Origin of the sequence: Limimaricola hongkongensis DSM 17492 (assembly GCF_000600975.2) — a bacterium.
GTDB classification, from domain to species: Bacteria; Pseudomonadota; Alphaproteobacteria; order Rhodobacterales; family Rhodobacteraceae; genus Limimaricola; species Limimaricola hongkongensis.
In genome coordinates, this window is the sequence record NZ_KK088650.1 from 606,339 (window position 1) to 620,313 (window position 13,975).

Annotated in this window: 15 protein-coding genes, 1 tRNA gene and 1 other RNA gene; 10 read left to right on the plus strand and 7 right to left on the minus strand. The window is 68.0% G+C overall.

Going from position 1 to position 13,975, the window contains the following annotated elements; all coding sequences use genetic code 11:
* The first annotated feature begins 59 nt into the window (after positions 1-59).
* The 3 genes from ribB to nusB are packed head-to-tail and all read left to right on the plus strand — an operon-like array spanning position 60 to position 2,172.
* A complete protein-coding gene (gene ribB, locus LOKHON_RS07570; RefSeq protein WP_017929016.1) occupies positions 60-1,190 on the plus strand; it encodes a 3,4-dihydroxy-2-butanone-4-phosphate synthase in 1,131 nt (376 codons plus the stop codon).
* A complete protein-coding gene (locus LOKHON_RS07575; RefSeq protein ID WP_026147538.1) occupies positions 1,190-1,705 on the plus strand; it encodes a 6,7-dimethyl-8-ribityllumazine synthase in 516 nt (171 codons plus the stop codon). Before ribB ends, LOKHON_RS07575 begins: the two co-directional genes overlap by 1 nt.
* Positions 1,705-2,172, plus strand: coding sequence for a transcription antitermination factor NusB (nusB, locus tag LOKHON_RS07580; protein ID WP_017929018.1), 468 nt, complete (start codon positions 1,705-1,707; stop codon positions 2,170-2,172). The genes LOKHON_RS07575 and nusB overlap by 1 nt, the downstream gene beginning before the upstream one ends.
* A 181-nt stretch (positions 2,173-2,353) precedes the next feature.
* Here nusB and ssrS read toward each other — a convergent pair.
* Positions 2,354-2,511: non-coding RNA, 6S RNA (gene ssrS / locus LOKHON_RS16670), on the minus strand.
* A gap of 99 nt (positions 2,512-2,610) precedes the next feature.
* Here ssrS and LOKHON_RS07585 point away from each other — a divergent pair.
* Positions 2,611-3,144: an MmcB family DNA repair protein gene (locus tag LOKHON_RS07585; protein ID WP_017929019.1), complete on the plus strand. Its 534-nt coding sequence runs from the start codon at positions 2,611-2,613 to the stop codon at positions 3,142-3,144.
* On the opposite strand, the gene LOKHON_RS07590 is transcribed toward LOKHON_RS07585, so the two are convergent.
* Positions 3,128-3,322, minus strand: a complete 195-nt coding sequence (locus tag LOKHON_RS07590; RefSeq protein ID WP_017929020.1) for a DUF6324 family protein — start codon at positions 3,320-3,322, stop codon at positions 3,128-3,130. The two genes, LOKHON_RS07585 and LOKHON_RS07590, sit on opposite strands and share 17 nt — an antisense overlap.
* A gap of 140 nt (positions 3,323-3,462) precedes the next feature.
* Between LOKHON_RS07590 and LOKHON_RS07595 the strand changes: the two genes are divergently transcribed.
* Together LOKHON_RS07595 and LOKHON_RS07600 are read left to right on the plus strand one after the other, a co-directional pair.
* Positions 3,463-3,539, plus strand: a tRNA-His gene (locus LOKHON_RS07595).
* Between the two features lie 179 nt (positions 3,540-3,718).
* Positions 3,719-4,063 (plus strand): SPW repeat protein, encoded by a 345-nt coding sequence (locus tag LOKHON_RS07600; RefSeq protein WP_017929021.1) that lies wholly within the window; start codon positions 3,719-3,721, stop codon positions 4,061-4,063.
* Positions 4,064-4,084: 21 nt separating this feature from the next.
* Here LOKHON_RS07600 and LOKHON_RS07605 read toward each other — a convergent pair whose 3' ends face one another.
* Entirely contained in the window at positions 4,085-4,393 is a 309-nt protein-coding gene (locus tag LOKHON_RS07605) for a DUF6476 family protein (protein ID WP_017929022.1), read from the minus strand.
* Between LOKHON_RS07605 and LOKHON_RS07610 the strand changes: the two genes are divergently transcribed.
* The 4 genes from LOKHON_RS07610 to LOKHON_RS07625 all read left to right on the plus strand — a co-directional run bounded on the left by LOKHON_RS07610 (position 4,392) and on the right by LOKHON_RS07625 (position 8,297).
* The gene (locus LOKHON_RS07610) at positions 4,392-5,414 is read left to right on the plus strand and encodes an RluA family pseudouridine synthase (protein ID WP_017929023.1); all 1,023 of its coding nucleotides are present in this window, start codon (positions 4,392-4,394) and stop codon (positions 5,412-5,414) included. The genes LOKHON_RS07605 and LOKHON_RS07610 overlap by 2 nt on opposite strands.
* 167 nt (positions 5,415-5,581) lie before the next feature.
* Positions 5,582-6,481 carry an RNA polymerase sigma factor RpoH gene (gene rpoH, locus LOKHON_RS07615; protein ID WP_017929024.1) on the plus strand — a complete coding sequence of 300 codons (900 nt, stop codon included), beginning with the start codon at positions 5,582-5,584 and terminating at the stop codon, positions 6,479-6,481.
* Positions 6,482-6,569: 88 nt separating this feature from the next.
* Positions 6,570-7,550, plus strand: a complete 981-nt coding sequence (locus LOKHON_RS07620) for a Gfo/Idh/MocA family protein (protein ID WP_017929025.1) — start codon at positions 6,570-6,572, stop codon at positions 7,548-7,550.
* Between the two features lie 45 nt (positions 7,551-7,595).
* The gene (locus LOKHON_RS07625; RefSeq protein WP_033315584.1) at positions 7,596-8,297 is read left to right on the plus strand and encodes an NAD(P)-dependent oxidoreductase; all 702 of its coding nucleotides are present in this window, start codon (positions 7,596-7,598) and stop codon (positions 8,295-8,297) included.
* A 55-nt stretch (positions 8,298-8,352) separates the two neighbouring features.
* On the opposite strand, the gene LOKHON_RS07630 is transcribed toward LOKHON_RS07625, so the two are convergent.
* The 4 genes from LOKHON_RS07630 to LOKHON_RS07645 all read right to left on the minus strand — a co-directional run bounded on the left by LOKHON_RS07630 (position 8,353) and on the right by LOKHON_RS07645 (position 13,943).
* A complete protein-coding gene (locus LOKHON_RS07630; protein WP_017929027.1) occupies positions 8,353-10,170 on the minus strand; it encodes a M3 family oligoendopeptidase in 1,818 nt (605 codons plus the stop codon).
* A gap of 67 nt (positions 10,171-10,237) precedes the next feature.
* Positions 10,238-11,317, minus strand: a complete 1,080-nt coding sequence (locus LOKHON_RS07635; RefSeq protein WP_017929028.1) for an endonuclease/exonuclease/phosphatase family protein — start codon at positions 11,315-11,317, stop codon at positions 10,238-10,240.
* On the minus strand, positions 11,314-12,918 hold the full coding sequence (locus LOKHON_RS07640; protein ID WP_017929029.1) for an ATP-dependent DNA ligase: 1,605 nt from the start codon (positions 12,916-12,918) through the stop codon (positions 11,314-11,316). The genes LOKHON_RS07635 and LOKHON_RS07640 overlap by 4 nt, the downstream gene beginning before the upstream one ends.
* Positions 12,915-13,943 (minus strand): ligase-associated DNA damage response exonuclease, encoded by a 1,029-nt coding sequence (locus LOKHON_RS07645; RefSeq protein WP_017929030.1) that lies wholly within the window; start codon positions 13,941-13,943, stop codon positions 12,915-12,917. The genes LOKHON_RS07640 and LOKHON_RS07645 overlap by 4 nt, the downstream gene beginning before the upstream one ends.
* Positions 13,944-13,975: the final 32 nt, after the last annotated feature.

The window sequence follows — 13,975 nt, forward strand, 5'->3', positions numbered from 1 at the left end:
GCCTTCAGCCGTTATCTGCACGGACATCCCGCCACCGCGCCAATCGTCAGGAACCGCCAGTGACCGAAGCCTTCGAAACCCCCGGCCCCGTGGAGCGCGACTGGTCGGACGCGATCAGCCCGATCGACGAGATCATCGCCGACGCCCGCAACGGGCGCATGTTCATCCTCGTCGACCACGAGGACCGCGAGAACGAGGGCGATCTCGTGATCCCCGCACAGATGGCGACGCCCGACGCGATCAACTTCATGGCCACCCATGGCCGCGGCCTGATCTGCCTGTCGCTGCCGCGCGACCGGATCGACGCGCTGGGCCTGCCCTTGATGTCGACCAACAACTCCTCGCGCCACGAGACCGCCTTCACCGTGTCGATCGAGGCGCGCGAGGGCGTGTCGACCGGCATCTCGGCGCAGGACCGCGCGCTCACCGTCGCCGTCGCCATCGACGGCACCAAGACCGCCGCCGACATCGCGACGCCCGGCCACGTCTTTCCGCTGCGCGCCCGCGAGGGCGGGGTGCTGGTCCGGGCGGGCCACACCGAGGCGGCGGTCGATATCTCGCGTCTCGCGGGGCTCAACCCGTCGGGCGTGATCTGCGAGATCATGAAGGAGGACGGGACCATGGCCCGTCTGCCCGATCTCGTCGCCTTCGCGCAGCGCCACAACCTCAAGATCGGCACGATCAGCGACCTGATCGCCTATCGCCGCCGCCACGACAATCTCGTGAAGCTGCGCGACGAGCAGCAAATCCAGTCCGAATTCGGCGGCGACTGGACCTTGCGCGTCTATACCGACACCACGCAGGGCGCCGAGCATATCGCGCTCATCAAGGGCGACATTTCGGGCGACGCGCCGGTGCTGACCCGGATGCACACGCTCGACCCGATGCTCGACGTGGTGGGCACCGGCCCCAAGGGCCGGGCGCGCGAATTCGGCGATGCCATGCAGGCGATCGCCGACGAAGGCCGCGGCGTGCTGGTGCTCTTGCGCGATCTGCACATGAAGCTCGCCACCACCGAAGAGCATTCGCCGCACGTGCTGCGCCAATACGGTCTCGGCGCGCAGATCCTCTCCTCGCTCGGCCTGTCGAAGATCGTGCTGCTGACCAATTCCCCCAAACCCCGCGTGGTCGGGCTCGATGCCTACGGGCTCGAGATCACCGACACCCGCAAGATCTCGGAGATCGGATGATGGCCGGCCCCACCCACCACGCGCTCGCGCGTCCCGAATTCGACGACGGCCCGAAGATCCTCATCGTCGTCGCCCCCTATTACAAGGACATCGCCGACGGGCTCGTCGCCGGTGCCATGGCCGAGATCGAGGCCGCCGGTGGCAGCTACGAGGTCACGGAGATGCCCGGCGCGCTGGAGCTGCCCACCGCCATCGGCATCGCCGCGCGGATGGGCGAATATGACGGCTTCGTCGCACTTGGCTGCGTGATCCGCGGCGAGACCACGCATTACGACACCGTGTGCAACGACAGCTCGCGCGGGCTGACGCTTCTGGGGCTGCAGGGGCTGTGCATCGGCAACGGCATCCTGACGGTCGAGAATTACGAACAGGCCGCGGTGCGCGCCGACCCGGACGGCCAGAACAAGGGCGGCGGCGCGGCGGCGGCGGCGCTGCACCTGGTGGCGCTGTCGCGCCGGCTGGGGCGCAAGGACAAGGGGCTCGGCTTTACCGCCGACCGGCTGGGAGAGGGCTGATGGCCGAATCGAACACCCAAAAGCGCCGGATGCGTTCCGCCTCGCGCATGTATGCCGTGCAGGCGCTGTTCCAGATGGAGGCCTCCGAGCAGTCCGTCGACCGCGTCATGCGCGAATTCGAAACGCATCGCTTCGGCGCCGTCTACGAGGAAGGCGAATGGGAGGAGGGCGATCTGGCCACCTTCCGCGGCCTGATGGAGGGCGCGGTCGAGGAGCAGGCCGCGATCGACCAGATGACGCATCGCGCGCTGGTCGCGAAATGGCCGATCGCCCGGATCGACCCGACCTTGCGCGCGCTGTTTCGTGCCGCGGGCGCCGAGATGCTCGGCAAGGTGACGCCGCCCAAGGTGGTGATCGTCGAGTTCGTGGAGATCGCCAAGGCGTTCTACCCCGATGGCCGCGAGCCGAAGTTCGTCAACGCGGTGCTCGATCACATGGCGCGCGAGGCCCGGCCCGAGGCGTTCTGAACGCCCGGCCCCGATCAAGGCGCCGGATGCAATCGAAAGAGGGGCGTGGCCGATGGCCGCGCCCCTTGCCTTGTGGGCCGGTTCTTCTGGGGGAAAGCGCGGCCCGGCTGCCGGCGATCCGCGTTTCGGGCATCGCCCGGGGCGATGGCCGCGCCGGAAAGGTTCGGGCTGGGGAAAAGTGGCGGGAACCGCAGCGACCGTAGGGGTGAGAATTCCCGGGGACCTGTGTATACAGGTGGGCGCCAGGTAAACGAACCAGGGTCCGCACAGAGCCAGCTCCCGTGGAATTGCTTAAGGCCTCTGGAATTTGACCCCTTGGCACGAGAAGAGCAGAACCCGCCGCGACCACACCTAGGATCGCACGCCGGGCATGACAAGGGGCCGCGGCCGGTCTTTCGTGGCTTGCGGCGTGTTGCCCGATTGTTCATGATGGCGCCCATGCCGGATGATTGGGACGATTGGGACGAGAGCCCGCGCCGCGCGGCGGCCTTGCCCGAAGATGCGCTGTCGGCGGAGGCGCTGGCGCGCCCGCGCGCCGAGCCGCAGCCGGGCCAGCTTCTCGCGCGGGGCGTCTGTCGCCATCTGCTGGGCCATGGTTTCGTGACGGTCGAGGAGTTCGTGCCCGCGCCGGGGCTTCGGGTCGACGTGATGGCGATGGGGCCCAAGGGCGAGATCTGGGTGATCGAATGCAAATCCTCGCGCGCCGATTTCACCTCGGACCGCAAATGGCAGGGCTATCTCGAATATTGCGACCGCTATTTCTGGGCGGTGGACGACGCGTTCCCGCTGGAGCTTCTGCCCGAGGAGACGGGGGTCATCGTCGCCGACGGCTATGACGCGGAGATCGTGACCATGGCGCCCGAGGCCCGGCTCGCGGGCGCCCGGCGCAAATCGATGCTGCAGAAATTCGCGCGCCATGCCGCGCTGCGCTGGCACAAGGCGCGCGATCCGGCGATCAGCCTTTCTTCTTGACCGAGCGCGCGGCGCGCGCGGCGGCCATGATCTCCTCGGCGATGTCATCGGCCTCGTCGGGGTCGAAATCCATCGGGATCTCGGTCGCCCCGGCTTCGATGAACAGCCGCACCATGCCCTGATCGGTCGGGCCGATCTGCAGATTCGCCTCGATGTCGCGTTCGGTGTCGATGCCCATGTCGGTTCCTTTCAAAGCTGAACCTGTCCCTAGCGCCGCCGCGCCCGCCGGGCAAGACGGGCGACCTTGCGGCAAAGCGGGCCGCAAGGGCCGGGGAGGGGGTTGCAATCCCGCGCGCGCGGCGCTAATTCCGCCCCAGTGCCGCCTTAGCTCAGTTGGTTAGAGCGCTGGATTGTGGATCCAGAGGTCTCCTGTTCAAGCCAGGAAGGCGGTACCACCTCCCTCTCCCCCGGAATCGCGAAGATGTGACCGCATCGCCCTGACGCGGAATGCGGCGCACGCCCATATCTGCGGAGTGCGGCGCCACGCTGCCGCATCGTGGCCCGAGGGCCGCTTCCCCATGTTGGACGGACGGCCCGGACGGGCGCGTCACCGGCAATGCAGGGGAGGACGTGCATGACACATCGACATCATTGGCAGGACTGGATCTATGCGGCGATCGGCGCATGGCTGGTCGTATCGCCCTGGTTTCTGGGGATGGCGGGGGGCGCGCTTTGGGTGCTCGTGGCGCTCGGGGCGATCGTGGTCGCGCTGGCCGCCACCGCGATGATGCGCGAAAGCGCGCAGGACGGGGCCGATTTCGCGGTCGCCGTCTTCGCGGTGCTGATCGTGGCCACGCCTTGGGTGCTGGGCTTTTCCGGCACCGGCATCGCGGCCTGGAACCCGGTGATCTGCGGGCTGGTGCTCGCGGTCGCGGCGTTGTGGACCCACCTGATGCCGCATGAAGGCGGTCACGCCTGACACCGCCCGGCCGCGCGGGGCCTACTCCGCGCGGTCGATCTCGATGCTTTGCCGGAACGCGCCGTCGCGCGCGTAGACCAGCACCCGGTCGTCGGTCGTGACCACCGCGATCCAGTCGGCGCCTTGGGTGAACGCCATGGGCGCGGCCCCCTCGGGCAGGGCGATCCGCTCGGGCAGCGGCAGCGCCTCGGCATTCAGGCGGATGACAAGCGCCGCGATCAGCACTAGGAAGCCTGCGATCATCACGCCCGCCAGAGCGATCACCAGCCATTTGAGCCATTTCAGCTCGGGCGGGATCTTGACCGGGCCGTCTGTCTCGGGAGCCTGCATGGCCGATCTCTCCACTGTCGTCCGCTTCATCATCGCCGAAGATCCGCCGGCGCGTCTTGATAAGGCGCTGGCCCGCGATGTGCCAGAGGCGGCCACGCTGTCGCGGTCGCGCATCGCAAGGCTCCTGGCCGAGGGTGCGGTGCGGGTGGATGGCGTCGTGGCCACCGACGCCAAATCCGCCGTCGCCGAGGGGGCCGAGATCGAGATCACCGTGCCGCAGGCCGCCGAAAGCCATATCGGCGCGCAGGAGATTCCGCTGAGCGTGGTCTGGGAGGATCACGATCTCATCGTCATCGACAAGCCCGCGGGCATGGTGGTGCACCCCGCGCCCGGTTCGCCCGACGGCACGCTGGTCAACGCGCTGATCCATCATTGCGGCGACGATCTGTCGGGGGTGGGCGGCGCCAAGCGGCCCGGCATCGTGCACCGCATCGACAAGGACACCTCCGGTCTTCTGGTCGTGGCCAAGACCGACCGCGCGCATCAGGGGCTCGCGCTGCAGTTCGAGAAGCACACCGCCGAGCGGCACTACCTCGCGCTGTGCCACGGCGTGCCCGACCCCAACGACCCGCGGCTGCGCGGCGTGAAGGGGGCAAGCTTCGAGACCGGCTCGGTGCTCAAGATCCAGACCATGCTGGGCCGCCACCGCACCGACCGGCAGCGGCAGGCGGTGAGCTTCGATCAGGGCCGCCACGCGGTGACGCGCGCCAAGGTGGTGGAGGCTTTTGCGGGCGCGGCATTGGTCGAATGCCGGCTGGAAACCGGGCGCACCCACCAGATCCGGGTGCACATGTCGCATGTCGGGCACGCGCTGATTGGCGACCCGGTCTATGGCGGGCGGCGCAAGCTGTCGGAAAAGACCCATGGCGCGGCCGCGGTGACGCTGGCCGCCGGGTTCGGGCGGCAGGCGCTGCATGCGGCGAGCCTGGGCTTCACCCATCCCGCCACGGGCGAGCGGCTGCGATTCGACAGCCCGCTGCCCGCCGACATGGCGGAACTCCTCGCCGCGCTGCGCGGTTAGGGGCCGTAACGAAATTCACATATGATCGAGCCGTCCGCCTGCCCTCTCGCGCAGGGGGTGCGGTTCGGTTCATCATTGCACAAGGCTGATGCGATGGCGGTGCTTGCCCCTGCGGGGGCGAACCCGTATCGCTGACCGACCCAAGAGACATCCGAAAGGAGGGGCCCATGGCAGAGACCTATACGAATCTTCCCGCCCCGTCGCCGGAGCAGGGGCTGAACCGCTACCTGCAGGAAATCCGCAAGTTCCCGATGCTGGAGCCCGAGCAGGAATACATGCTGGCCAAGCGCTGGGTCGACCACGAGGACGCCAGCGCCGCGCACCAGCTCGTCACCTCGCATCTGCGGCTCGCCGCCAAGATCGCGATGGGCTATCGCGGCTATGGGCTGCCGCAGGCCGAGGTGATTTCCGAGGCGAATGTCGGCCTGATGCAGGCGGTGAAGAAGTTCGACCCCGAAAAGGGCTTTCGCCTCGCGACCTACGCGATGTGGTGGATCCGCGCCTCGATCCAGGAATACGTGCTGCGGTCGTGGTCGATGGTCAAGCTCGGCACCACCTCGGGCCAGAAGAAGCTGTTCTTCAACCTGCGCAAGGCCAAGGCGCGTCTGGGCGCGCTCGAAGAGGGCGACCTGCGCCCCGAGAACGTCAAGCGCATCGCCACCGATCTCGGCGTGACCGAGGACGAGGTCGTCTCGATGAACCGGCGCATGTCGGGCGGCGACGCCTCGCTCAATGCCATGGTCGGCTCCGAAAGCGACAGCGCCACCCAGTGGCAGGACTGGCTCGAGGATGACAGCGCCGACCAGGCGACCGATTACGAGGAGCGCGACGAGCTCGACGCCCGGCGCGAGCTGATGGCCGAGGCGATGGGCGTGCTCAACGAGCGCGAACGCGACATTCTCGTGCAGCGGCGCCTGCAGGACGAGGCGGTGACGCTCGAGGACCTGTCGGGGCAGTACGAGGTCAGCCGCGAGCGGATCCGCCAGATCGAGGTGCGTGCCTTCGAAAAGCTGCAAAAGCGGATGCAGGAGCTGGCGCGCGAGCGCGGAATGCTGGAACGCTCGTAAACGCGTTGCACTCGGGCGCCCGTGGATTACCCTTCCCCGCGAGACCGGGGAGGGGTTTTTTCTTTCCGGCAGGCAGGGAAAGACCGCGATGACCGAACCGATCCGCTGGGGCGTGCTGGGCGCCTCGAAATTCGCGCTGGGCGCCATGGCCCGCGCGATCCATTCCGCCGAAGGCTCGGAGTTCGCCGCGCTGGCCACCTCGTCGCCGGACAAGGCCGCACCGTTTCGCGCGTTCCAGCCGCGCCTCAGGCTGCATGCCGACTACCAGTCGCTGCTCGACGATCCCGAGATCGACGCGGTCTACATCCCGCTGCCGAACGCCATGCATGTCGAATGGACGCTCAAGGCGCTCGATGCGGGCAAGCACGTGCTGTGCGAAAAGCCGCTCGCCATGAAGGCCGAGGCGTTCGACGCGGTGATCGCCAGGCGCGACGCCACCGGGCTGATGGCGGCCGAGGCCTACATGATCGTGCATCACCCGCAATGGGTGCGCGCGCGCGATCTGGTGCAGGGCGGCGCGATCGGCGCGCTGCGCCATGTCGATGCGACGTTCAGCTTCAACAACGCCGCCCAGACCGACAACATCCGCAACAAGCCCGAAACCGGCGGCGGCGGGCTGCCCGATATCGGCGTCTATGCCTTCGGCTCGGTCCGTTTCGTCACCGGGCAGGAGCCGCAGACGATCCACCATGCCAATATCCGCTACGAGAACGACGTCGACGTCTATGCGCATGTCGCCGCCGGTTTCGAGGGATTCGACTATTCGGGCATGGTGTCGATGCGGCTGTTCCCGCGCCAGGAGGTGACGTTCCACGGCGAGGAGGGCGTGCTCAGGATGCTGTGCCCGTTCAACGCCAACACCTTCGGGCAGGCCGAGCTGACGCTGGAGACCGAGGGCAAGCGCGTGCTGCATGAACGCTGGCCGGGCGTCGATCATTACAAGCTCCAGGTCGAGGCCTTTACCGCCGCGGTCCATGGCGCCGATTACGCCTGCCCGCTGGAGTTCAGCCGGGGCACGCAGGCGATGATCGACATGGTCTATGCGGCGGGCGGTCGCGGGAACGGCTGACAGGGCCGGCGGTTGAACCGGGACACATCACCGGAGGCAACCGCGATGGCAGATCCCAGGACAATCCTCGTGCTCGGCGCGCATGGCGTGACGGGCCGGGAAATCGTGACACAGGCGGTGGCGCGGGGCCATCGCGTCCGCGCCGCCGAAATGGAATGGCCCGACGACGCGCCCCCGGCGGGGCCGAATGTCGAGCGCGTGACCGCGAACGTGATCGAGGACGATCTCGGCCCCGTCGTCGATGGGGTCGACGCGGTGATCTCTGCGCTTGGCGTGCCGGGCGATCCGGCGACTCTGCTGGACCCGCCGCCTCTCTACACCACCGGCACGCGCAACCTGATCGACGCGATGGAGGCGCGGGGCGTCTCGCGTCTCGTGACGATCTCGGCCAGCTTCGTCGTTACCCATGATCGCGGCCCCGCGCTGTTTCGCACCACTGCGATCCCGGCGCTGACCCGCGTGCTCCAGCAGATGCGCGACATGGAAGAGATGCTGCGCGCGAGCCGCCTCGACTGGACCGCGGTGCGCCCCGGCTGGCTGCTGCCCGAGCCCCTGACCGGCGATTACGTGGTGGTGCCCGACGTGATCCCCGAGGATCTGATCCGCACCCGCCACGCCGATCTGGCGCAGTTCATGCTGCATTGCACGGAGACGGGCGAGTGGTCGCGCCAGACCCCGGCCATCGCGCGGGCGGAGGCCGAGGCGCTGAGTTCGTCCTTCGAGGTGGTCAAGGAAATGCTGGCCTGACCGGCCAGATGAAACGGGCCGGGCGCGCGACGCGCCCGGCCCGCGGCAAGAAGGCTCAGCCCTCCATCTTCTCCAGCTCGTCGATCATGCCCTCGATCATCGACAGCCCCTTGTCCCAGAAGGCCGGGTCGGAGGCGTCGAGGCCGAAGGGCGCCAGAAGCTCCTTGTGGTGCTTTGAGCCGCCCGCCTTCAGCATTTCGAAATACTTCTCCTGGAAGTCCTCGCCGCCCTCTTCGTAGACCGCGTAGAGCGCGTTCACGAGCCCGTCGCCGAAGGCGTAGGCATAGACGTAGAAGGGCGAATGCACGAAGTGCGGGATATAGGCCCAGAAGCTCTCATAGCCCGGTGCGAAGTCGAAGACCGGCCCGAGGCTCTCGGCCTGAACGCTCATCCACAGCGCGTCGATGTCGTCCGGCGTCAGCTCCCCCTGCGCGCGCGCGGCGTGCAGCTTGCACTCGAAATCGTAAAACGCGATCTGGCGCACGACCGTGTTGATCATGTCCTCGACCTTGCCGGCGAGCAGCACCTTGCGCTCGTTGGTGTCCTTGGCCTTGGCGAGCAGCTTGCGGAAGGTCAGCATTTCGCCGAACACCGACGCCGTCTCGGCCAGCGTCAGCGGGGTGGAGGAGAGAAGCTCGCCCTGACCCGCCGCGAGGCGCTGATGCACGCCGTGGCCCAGCTCATGCGCCAGCGTCATCACGTCGCGCGGTTTGCCCAGGTAGTTCAGCATCACGTAAGGGTGCACGGTCGAGACGGTCGGATGCGCGAAGGCGCCCGGCGCCTTGCCCGGCTTCACCGCCGCGTCGGTCCAGCCCTCGTCGAAGAAGGGTTTCGCCAGCTCGGCCATGCGCGGGTCGAAATCGCCGTAAGCCTCCTCGACCATGGCGCGCGCCTCGTCCCAGCCGACGATCCGGTCGGTCTCCATCGGCAGCGGCGCGTTGCGGTCCCAGACCTGCATCCGCTCGAGCCCGAGCCATTTCGCCTTGAGCGCGTAGTAGCGGTGCGACAGGCGCGGATAGGCCGCGACCACCGCGTCGCGCAGCGCCTCGACCACCTCGGGTTCGACATGGTTGGCGAGGTGGCGCCCGGTCTGCGGCGTCGGCATGCCGCGCCAGCGATCCTCGATCTCCTTTTCCTTGGCGAGCGTGTTGTGCACGCGCGAGAACAGGCGGATCTGCGTCTTGAACACCCGCGCCAGCTCGCGCATCGCGGCCTCGCGCTTGGTGCGGTCCTGCTCGGTCAGAAGGTTGAGCGTGCCCTCGATCCCCAGCTCCTCGCCATCGACGGTGAAGGTCAGCCCGGCGATGGTCTCGTCGAACACCTTGTTCCACGCGGCGGCGCCGACGCTCGACTGGTCGTGCAGGAACTTCTCCAGCTCGTCGGAAAGCTGGTAGGGCTTCATCGCGCGCATCCGCTCGAAGACGGGGCGGTAGCGGTTCAGCTCCTGGCTCTGGCCGAGCAGGGTTTCGAGCCGATCCTCGTCGAGCCGGTTGAATTCCAGCCCGTAGAAGACAAGCGGGGTGGTATAGGCGGTGATCCGGTCCTGGCAGTCCGACATGAACTTGGCGCGTTCGCTATCGGTGGTCTGCTGGTAGTAGCGCAGCCCCGCATAGGACATGATCCGGCCCGCGACGATGTCGATGCGCTCGTAGCGCTGCACCGCCTCGAGCAGCCCGGCCGCGTCGAGTGTGGCGAGCTTGCCCTCGTAATCGGCGGCGAACGCAGCGCAGGCCTTTTCCAGCCAGTCGATGTCGTTCTTGATCTCGGCGCTGTCGGGCGCGGGGTAAAGATCGGTCAGGTCCCATTCCGGCAGGTTGCCCAAGGGGCGGCCCCCGGTCTCGGTCGCGGCGTCGAAGCGGGGCTGTCGGGTCATGATCTGGCCTTCTCGTGAATTCATGGATGAAAGAGATATGGGTAGCTCGGGGGCGTCTCAACCCGTGTCAGCCATCCATCGCGGCATCGGGCAGGGCGCGCGCCTTTTGAAACGTGGCCTGCGCCTCGTCGAGATCGCCCTCGGCGGCGGTCTCGACCCGCTGGTCGGCATTGACGGTAAAGCACAGATCGGCGCGCACCGGGTAGTGATCCGAGCCGATGCCGCCCAGCACCTCGAAATCGGCCATGGCGAGGCCCTGTTGCCACAGGATCTGGTCGAGCGGCCATTTCATCCACCACGAATTGGCGTCGAAGCTGGGCATCGGGCCGCGCCCGGCGCGCGGGTCGATCAGCCGCCCCAGCCGCAGCGTGCGGCGCGCGGTCCGCTCCCACGGCGTGGCGTTGAAATCGCCCGCCACCAGCGCTGGCAGCACGCCGTCACGCGCGCCCATCGCCGCCTCCAGCATGGTCGCGTCGCGCAGCGTCGAGGGCTGGCCCAGCTGCGGCGGGCGGGGATGCACGCCGAACACCCGCAGCTTGCCCGCAGGGTGCGCCAGCACCCCGTCGAAAAGCGGCGTGTCGGCGCCGAAGGGAAAGCGCATCTGCGCGCTGTCGAAGGGATGACGCGAAAACACGTGCATGCCGTAATAGGTGGCGTCGGAAGGGATGTCCTGTTCGTGGTGGGCGTAATCGGCGTCGAGCGCGGCGAGCGCCTCGTCCCACCATTCATTGGTCTCCAGCACGAAGAACAGGTCGGGGTTCTCGTCGCGGGCGAGCGCGATCACCTCACCGACCTGCCGGTTCGAGCGCTGGACATTGGCCACGATGACGCTGAGCCGTTCCTCGGGCGCGCAGCTCGCCTCGCCCGGATCCATCTTCGCGGCGAGCGGCTGGTAGGGCCAGAGCCGCCAGCCGTGATAGGCGAGTGCGGCGATGGCCAGCACCGTCATCCAGCGCGCGGCGCCGTGGCCGATGCCGCCCAGCGCCACCATGAGGGTCCAGACCAGCACGATGGCGGCGGCGAATTGCAGGCGCGGGAAATCGAGATAGCGCACCCACCACGCGTCGGTCTCCAGCAGCGGCAGCAGCGAGGCCATGGCGAGCAGGGCGAGGATGATCCCCGCGATCACGGCGGCGGCATGTCTCATGCGGCGCTGTCTCCCCCATAGGCGGCGAGCATGTCCCGAAGATCCTCCAGCGTGTTGATCTCGTCGAGCGGCTTGTCATGGCGCCAGCGCAGCATGCGCGGAAAGCGCAAGGCGACGCCGGATTTGTGGCGCGGGCTGGGCTGGATGCCTTCGAAGCCGATCTCGAAGACGTGCTCGGGTTTCACGTGACGCACCGGGCCATAGCGTTCGAGCGTGTTCTTGCGCACCCATGCGGTGATCTGGCGGAACTCGGCATCGGTCAGCCCGCTATAGGCCTTGGTGAAGGGCACCAGCCCGTTGCCGTCCTTCACCGCGAAGGTGAAATCGGTGAACATGTTGGCGCGCCGTCCCGATCCGGCCTGCGCATAGACCATGACGGCGTCGATGGTGAGCGGGTCGACCTTCCACTTCCACCAGTCGCCCTTCTTGCGCCCCGCCAGATAGGGGCTGTCCGCACGCTTCAGCATCAGCCCCTCGGCCATCAGCTCGCGCGAACGGGCGCGCTCGCGGGCGAGCTGGTCGAGGCTTTCGACCGGCACCAGAGGCGAAAGCCGGAACGGCGCCTCTGGCGGCAGGCCGCGGCCCAGCGCGTCGAGCCGGGCGCGCCGTTCGGCGAAGGGCAGGGCGCGGATGTCCTCGCCGTCCTGCTCCAACAGGTCGTAGCCCATGAGGATCGCTGGCGCCTCGGTCAGAAGCTTCTTCGGCACGGTCTTGCGGCCGATGCGCTTTTGCAGCGCGTTGAATGACAGCGGCACCTCGTCGCCCCAGCCCAGCACCTCGCCGTCGATCACCGTGCCCATGGGCAGGAAATCCTTCATGCGCGCCAGTTCGGGGAACCGGTCTGTCATCAGCTCTTCGCCGCGCGACCAGAGGTGATGATCGCCGCCGCGCAGGATCAGCTGGCCGCGGATGCCGTCCCATTTGCGCTCGGCCATCCAGTCGCCCGGATCGCCCAGCTCCTCGGGGTCGTCGAGCTGGTAGGCGAGGTAGAAGGGATAGGGGCGCGACAGGCTGGCGGTCGGGTCGGGCGCGTGGACGAGGCTGTGCCAAGTGATGTCGTCGGGCGTCCACGATCCCATCAGCCGATGCGTGAGCTCCGCCTCGTCGATGCCGGTGGCCTGCGACAGCGCCCTTGTCATCAGCTTCTGGCTGACGCCGACGCGAAAGCCCCCGGTGAGCAGCTTGGTGAACAACAACCGCTCGGTCGGGCCGAGCCTGTCCCATGCGGCGAGGATGCCCGCCTTGCGCGCGGCCTCGTCCTGTTTCGACAGGCGGCGGATCTCGCCGATCCAGTGGCTGAGCGGCCGGTCCTCCTCGGCCTCGGCGGGCGGCAGCACGAGCGAGATCGTCTCCGCCAGATCGCCGACGATGGGATAGGCCTCCTCGAACAGCCATAGCGGGATGCCCGCCCGCTCGGCGGCCCATTCGCGCAGCACGGTGGCGGTGATGGTGCGGCGCGGGCGGCGGCCCGAGAAAAGTGCGATGGTCCAGAGCCTGTCGGCGTCGGGCGCCTCGCGGAAATACTCGGCCATCGCCGCCACCTTCTTGGTGGTGCGGGTGGTCTGATCGACGGCGCGGAAAAGCTCGGCAAAGCGCTTCATGCCGTCTCGCCCTCGCTCTCGGCGTCGAAATTCTCGCCGGAGTACTCGGTCGAGACGATGGCGGCGTCATACCCTTCGCTCTCCAGCCAACGGCGAAAGACGGTCGTGTAGCCATGGGTGACAAAGATGCGCGACGCGCCTGTTTCGCGGATCGCGGCGTTCAGCCCCGGCCAATCGGCATGGTCCGACATGATGAAGCCCCGGTCCGCCGCCCGCCTGCGCCGCACGCCCCGAAGCGCCATCCAGCCGCTGGCAAAGGCAGTGGAGGCGGGCTTGCCCGGCAGGTTGAAGCGCCGCGACCACGGGCCGCCCAAGCCCGAGGGCGTGGCGACGACGAGCCCGCCCGCGAGCGATTTGAGATCGGTGTCGGGCGTCACCCGGATCGTGTCGGGCAGCTTGATGCCTTGGGCGCGCAGCACCGCGTTGGTGTTTTCCACCGCGCCATGGGTCAGGATCGGGCCGATCGAGGGATCGGCGAGCGTGAGGATCCGCTGGGCCTTGCCCAGCGCATAGGCGCCGATGAGCGAGAACCGCCCCTCTGCGGCGTTGGCGGCCCACCAGGCATTGAGATCGGCGGCCAGCGCGTCCTGCGGCGTCCATTTGAACACCGGCAGGCCGAAGGTGGATTCGGTGATGAAGGCGTCGCACTTCACCGGCTCGAACGGCGTGGAAAGCCCGTCATCGACGGTCTTGTAATCGCCCGAGGCGACCCAGACCTCGCCTTTGCGCTCGACCCGGATCTGCGCCGAGCCGGGGACGTGGCCCGCCGGGTGGAACGACACGGTGACATCGCCGATGCTGCGCGTCTCGCCATAGCGGATCGTGTCGAGGGAAATGTCGCCCAGGCGATGCCGCATCACCGGCGCGGCGATGTCGGTGGCAAGGTAGCGTCGCATCCCCTCATGCGCGTGATCGGCATGGCCGTGGGTGACGAGCGCGCGGTCGACCGGGTGCCACGGGTCGATATAAAAATCGCCCGCTTCGCAATAGATGCCCCGGTCGGTGAAGGTCAGAAGATCGGCCATGATCCCGAGGGTAGCGCGGGCGCCGGAACCGG

Bases quoted from the DNA above. Each gene is read 5' to 3' on its own strand.
- LOKHON_RS07645 (WP_017929030.1), bottom strand. From the start codon at position 13,943: ATGGCCGATCTTCTGACCTTCACCGACCGGGGCATCTATTGCGAAGCG.
- LOKHON_RS07620 (WP_017929025.1), top strand. From the start codon at position 6,570: ATGACCGAACCGATCCGCTGGGGCGTGCTGGGCGCCTCGAAATTCGCG.
- LOKHON_RS07585 (WP_017929019.1), top strand. From the start codon at position 2,611: ATGCCGGATGATTGGGACGATTGGGACGAGAGCCCGCGCCGCGCGGCG.
- nusB (WP_017929018.1), top strand. From the start codon at position 1,705: ATGGCCGAATCGAACACCCAAAAGCGCCGGATGCGTTCCGCCTCGCGC.
- LOKHON_RS07600 (WP_017929021.1), top strand. From the start codon at position 3,719: ATGACACATCGACATCATTGGCAGGACTGGATCTATGCGGCGATCGGC.
- LOKHON_RS07630 (WP_017929027.1), bottom strand. From the start codon at position 10,170: ATGACCCGACAGCCCCGCTTCGACGCCGCGACCGAGACCGGGGGCCGC.
- LOKHON_RS07625 (WP_033315584.1), top strand. From the start codon at position 7,596: ATGGCAGATCCCAGGACAATCCTCGTGCTCGGCGCGCATGGCGTGACG.
- LOKHON_RS07575 (WP_026147538.1), top strand. From the start codon at position 1,190: ATGGCCGGCCCCACCCACCACGCGCTCGCGCGTCCCGAATTCGACGAC.
- LOKHON_RS07590 (WP_017929020.1), bottom strand. From the start codon at position 3,322: ATGGGCATCGACACCGAACGCGACATCGAGGCGAATCTGCAGATCGGC.
- LOKHON_RS07640 (WP_017929029.1), bottom strand. From the start codon at position 12,918: ATGAAGCGCTTTGCCGAGCTTTTCCGCGCCGTCGATCAGACCACCCGC.
- rpoH (WP_017929024.1), top strand. From the start codon at position 5,582: ATGGCAGAGACCTATACGAATCTTCCCGCCCCGTCGCCGGAGCAGGGG.
- LOKHON_RS07605 (WP_017929022.1), bottom strand. From the start codon at position 4,393: ATGCAGGCTCCCGAGACAGACGGCCCGGTCAAGATCCCGCCCGAGCTG.
- LOKHON_RS07610 (WP_017929023.1), top strand. From the start codon at position 4,392: ATGGCCGATCTCTCCACTGTCGTCCGCTTCATCATCGCCGAAGATCCG.
- LOKHON_RS07635 (WP_017929028.1), bottom strand. From the start codon at position 11,317: ATGAGACATGCCGCCGCCGTGATCGCGGGGATCATCCTCGCCCTGCTC.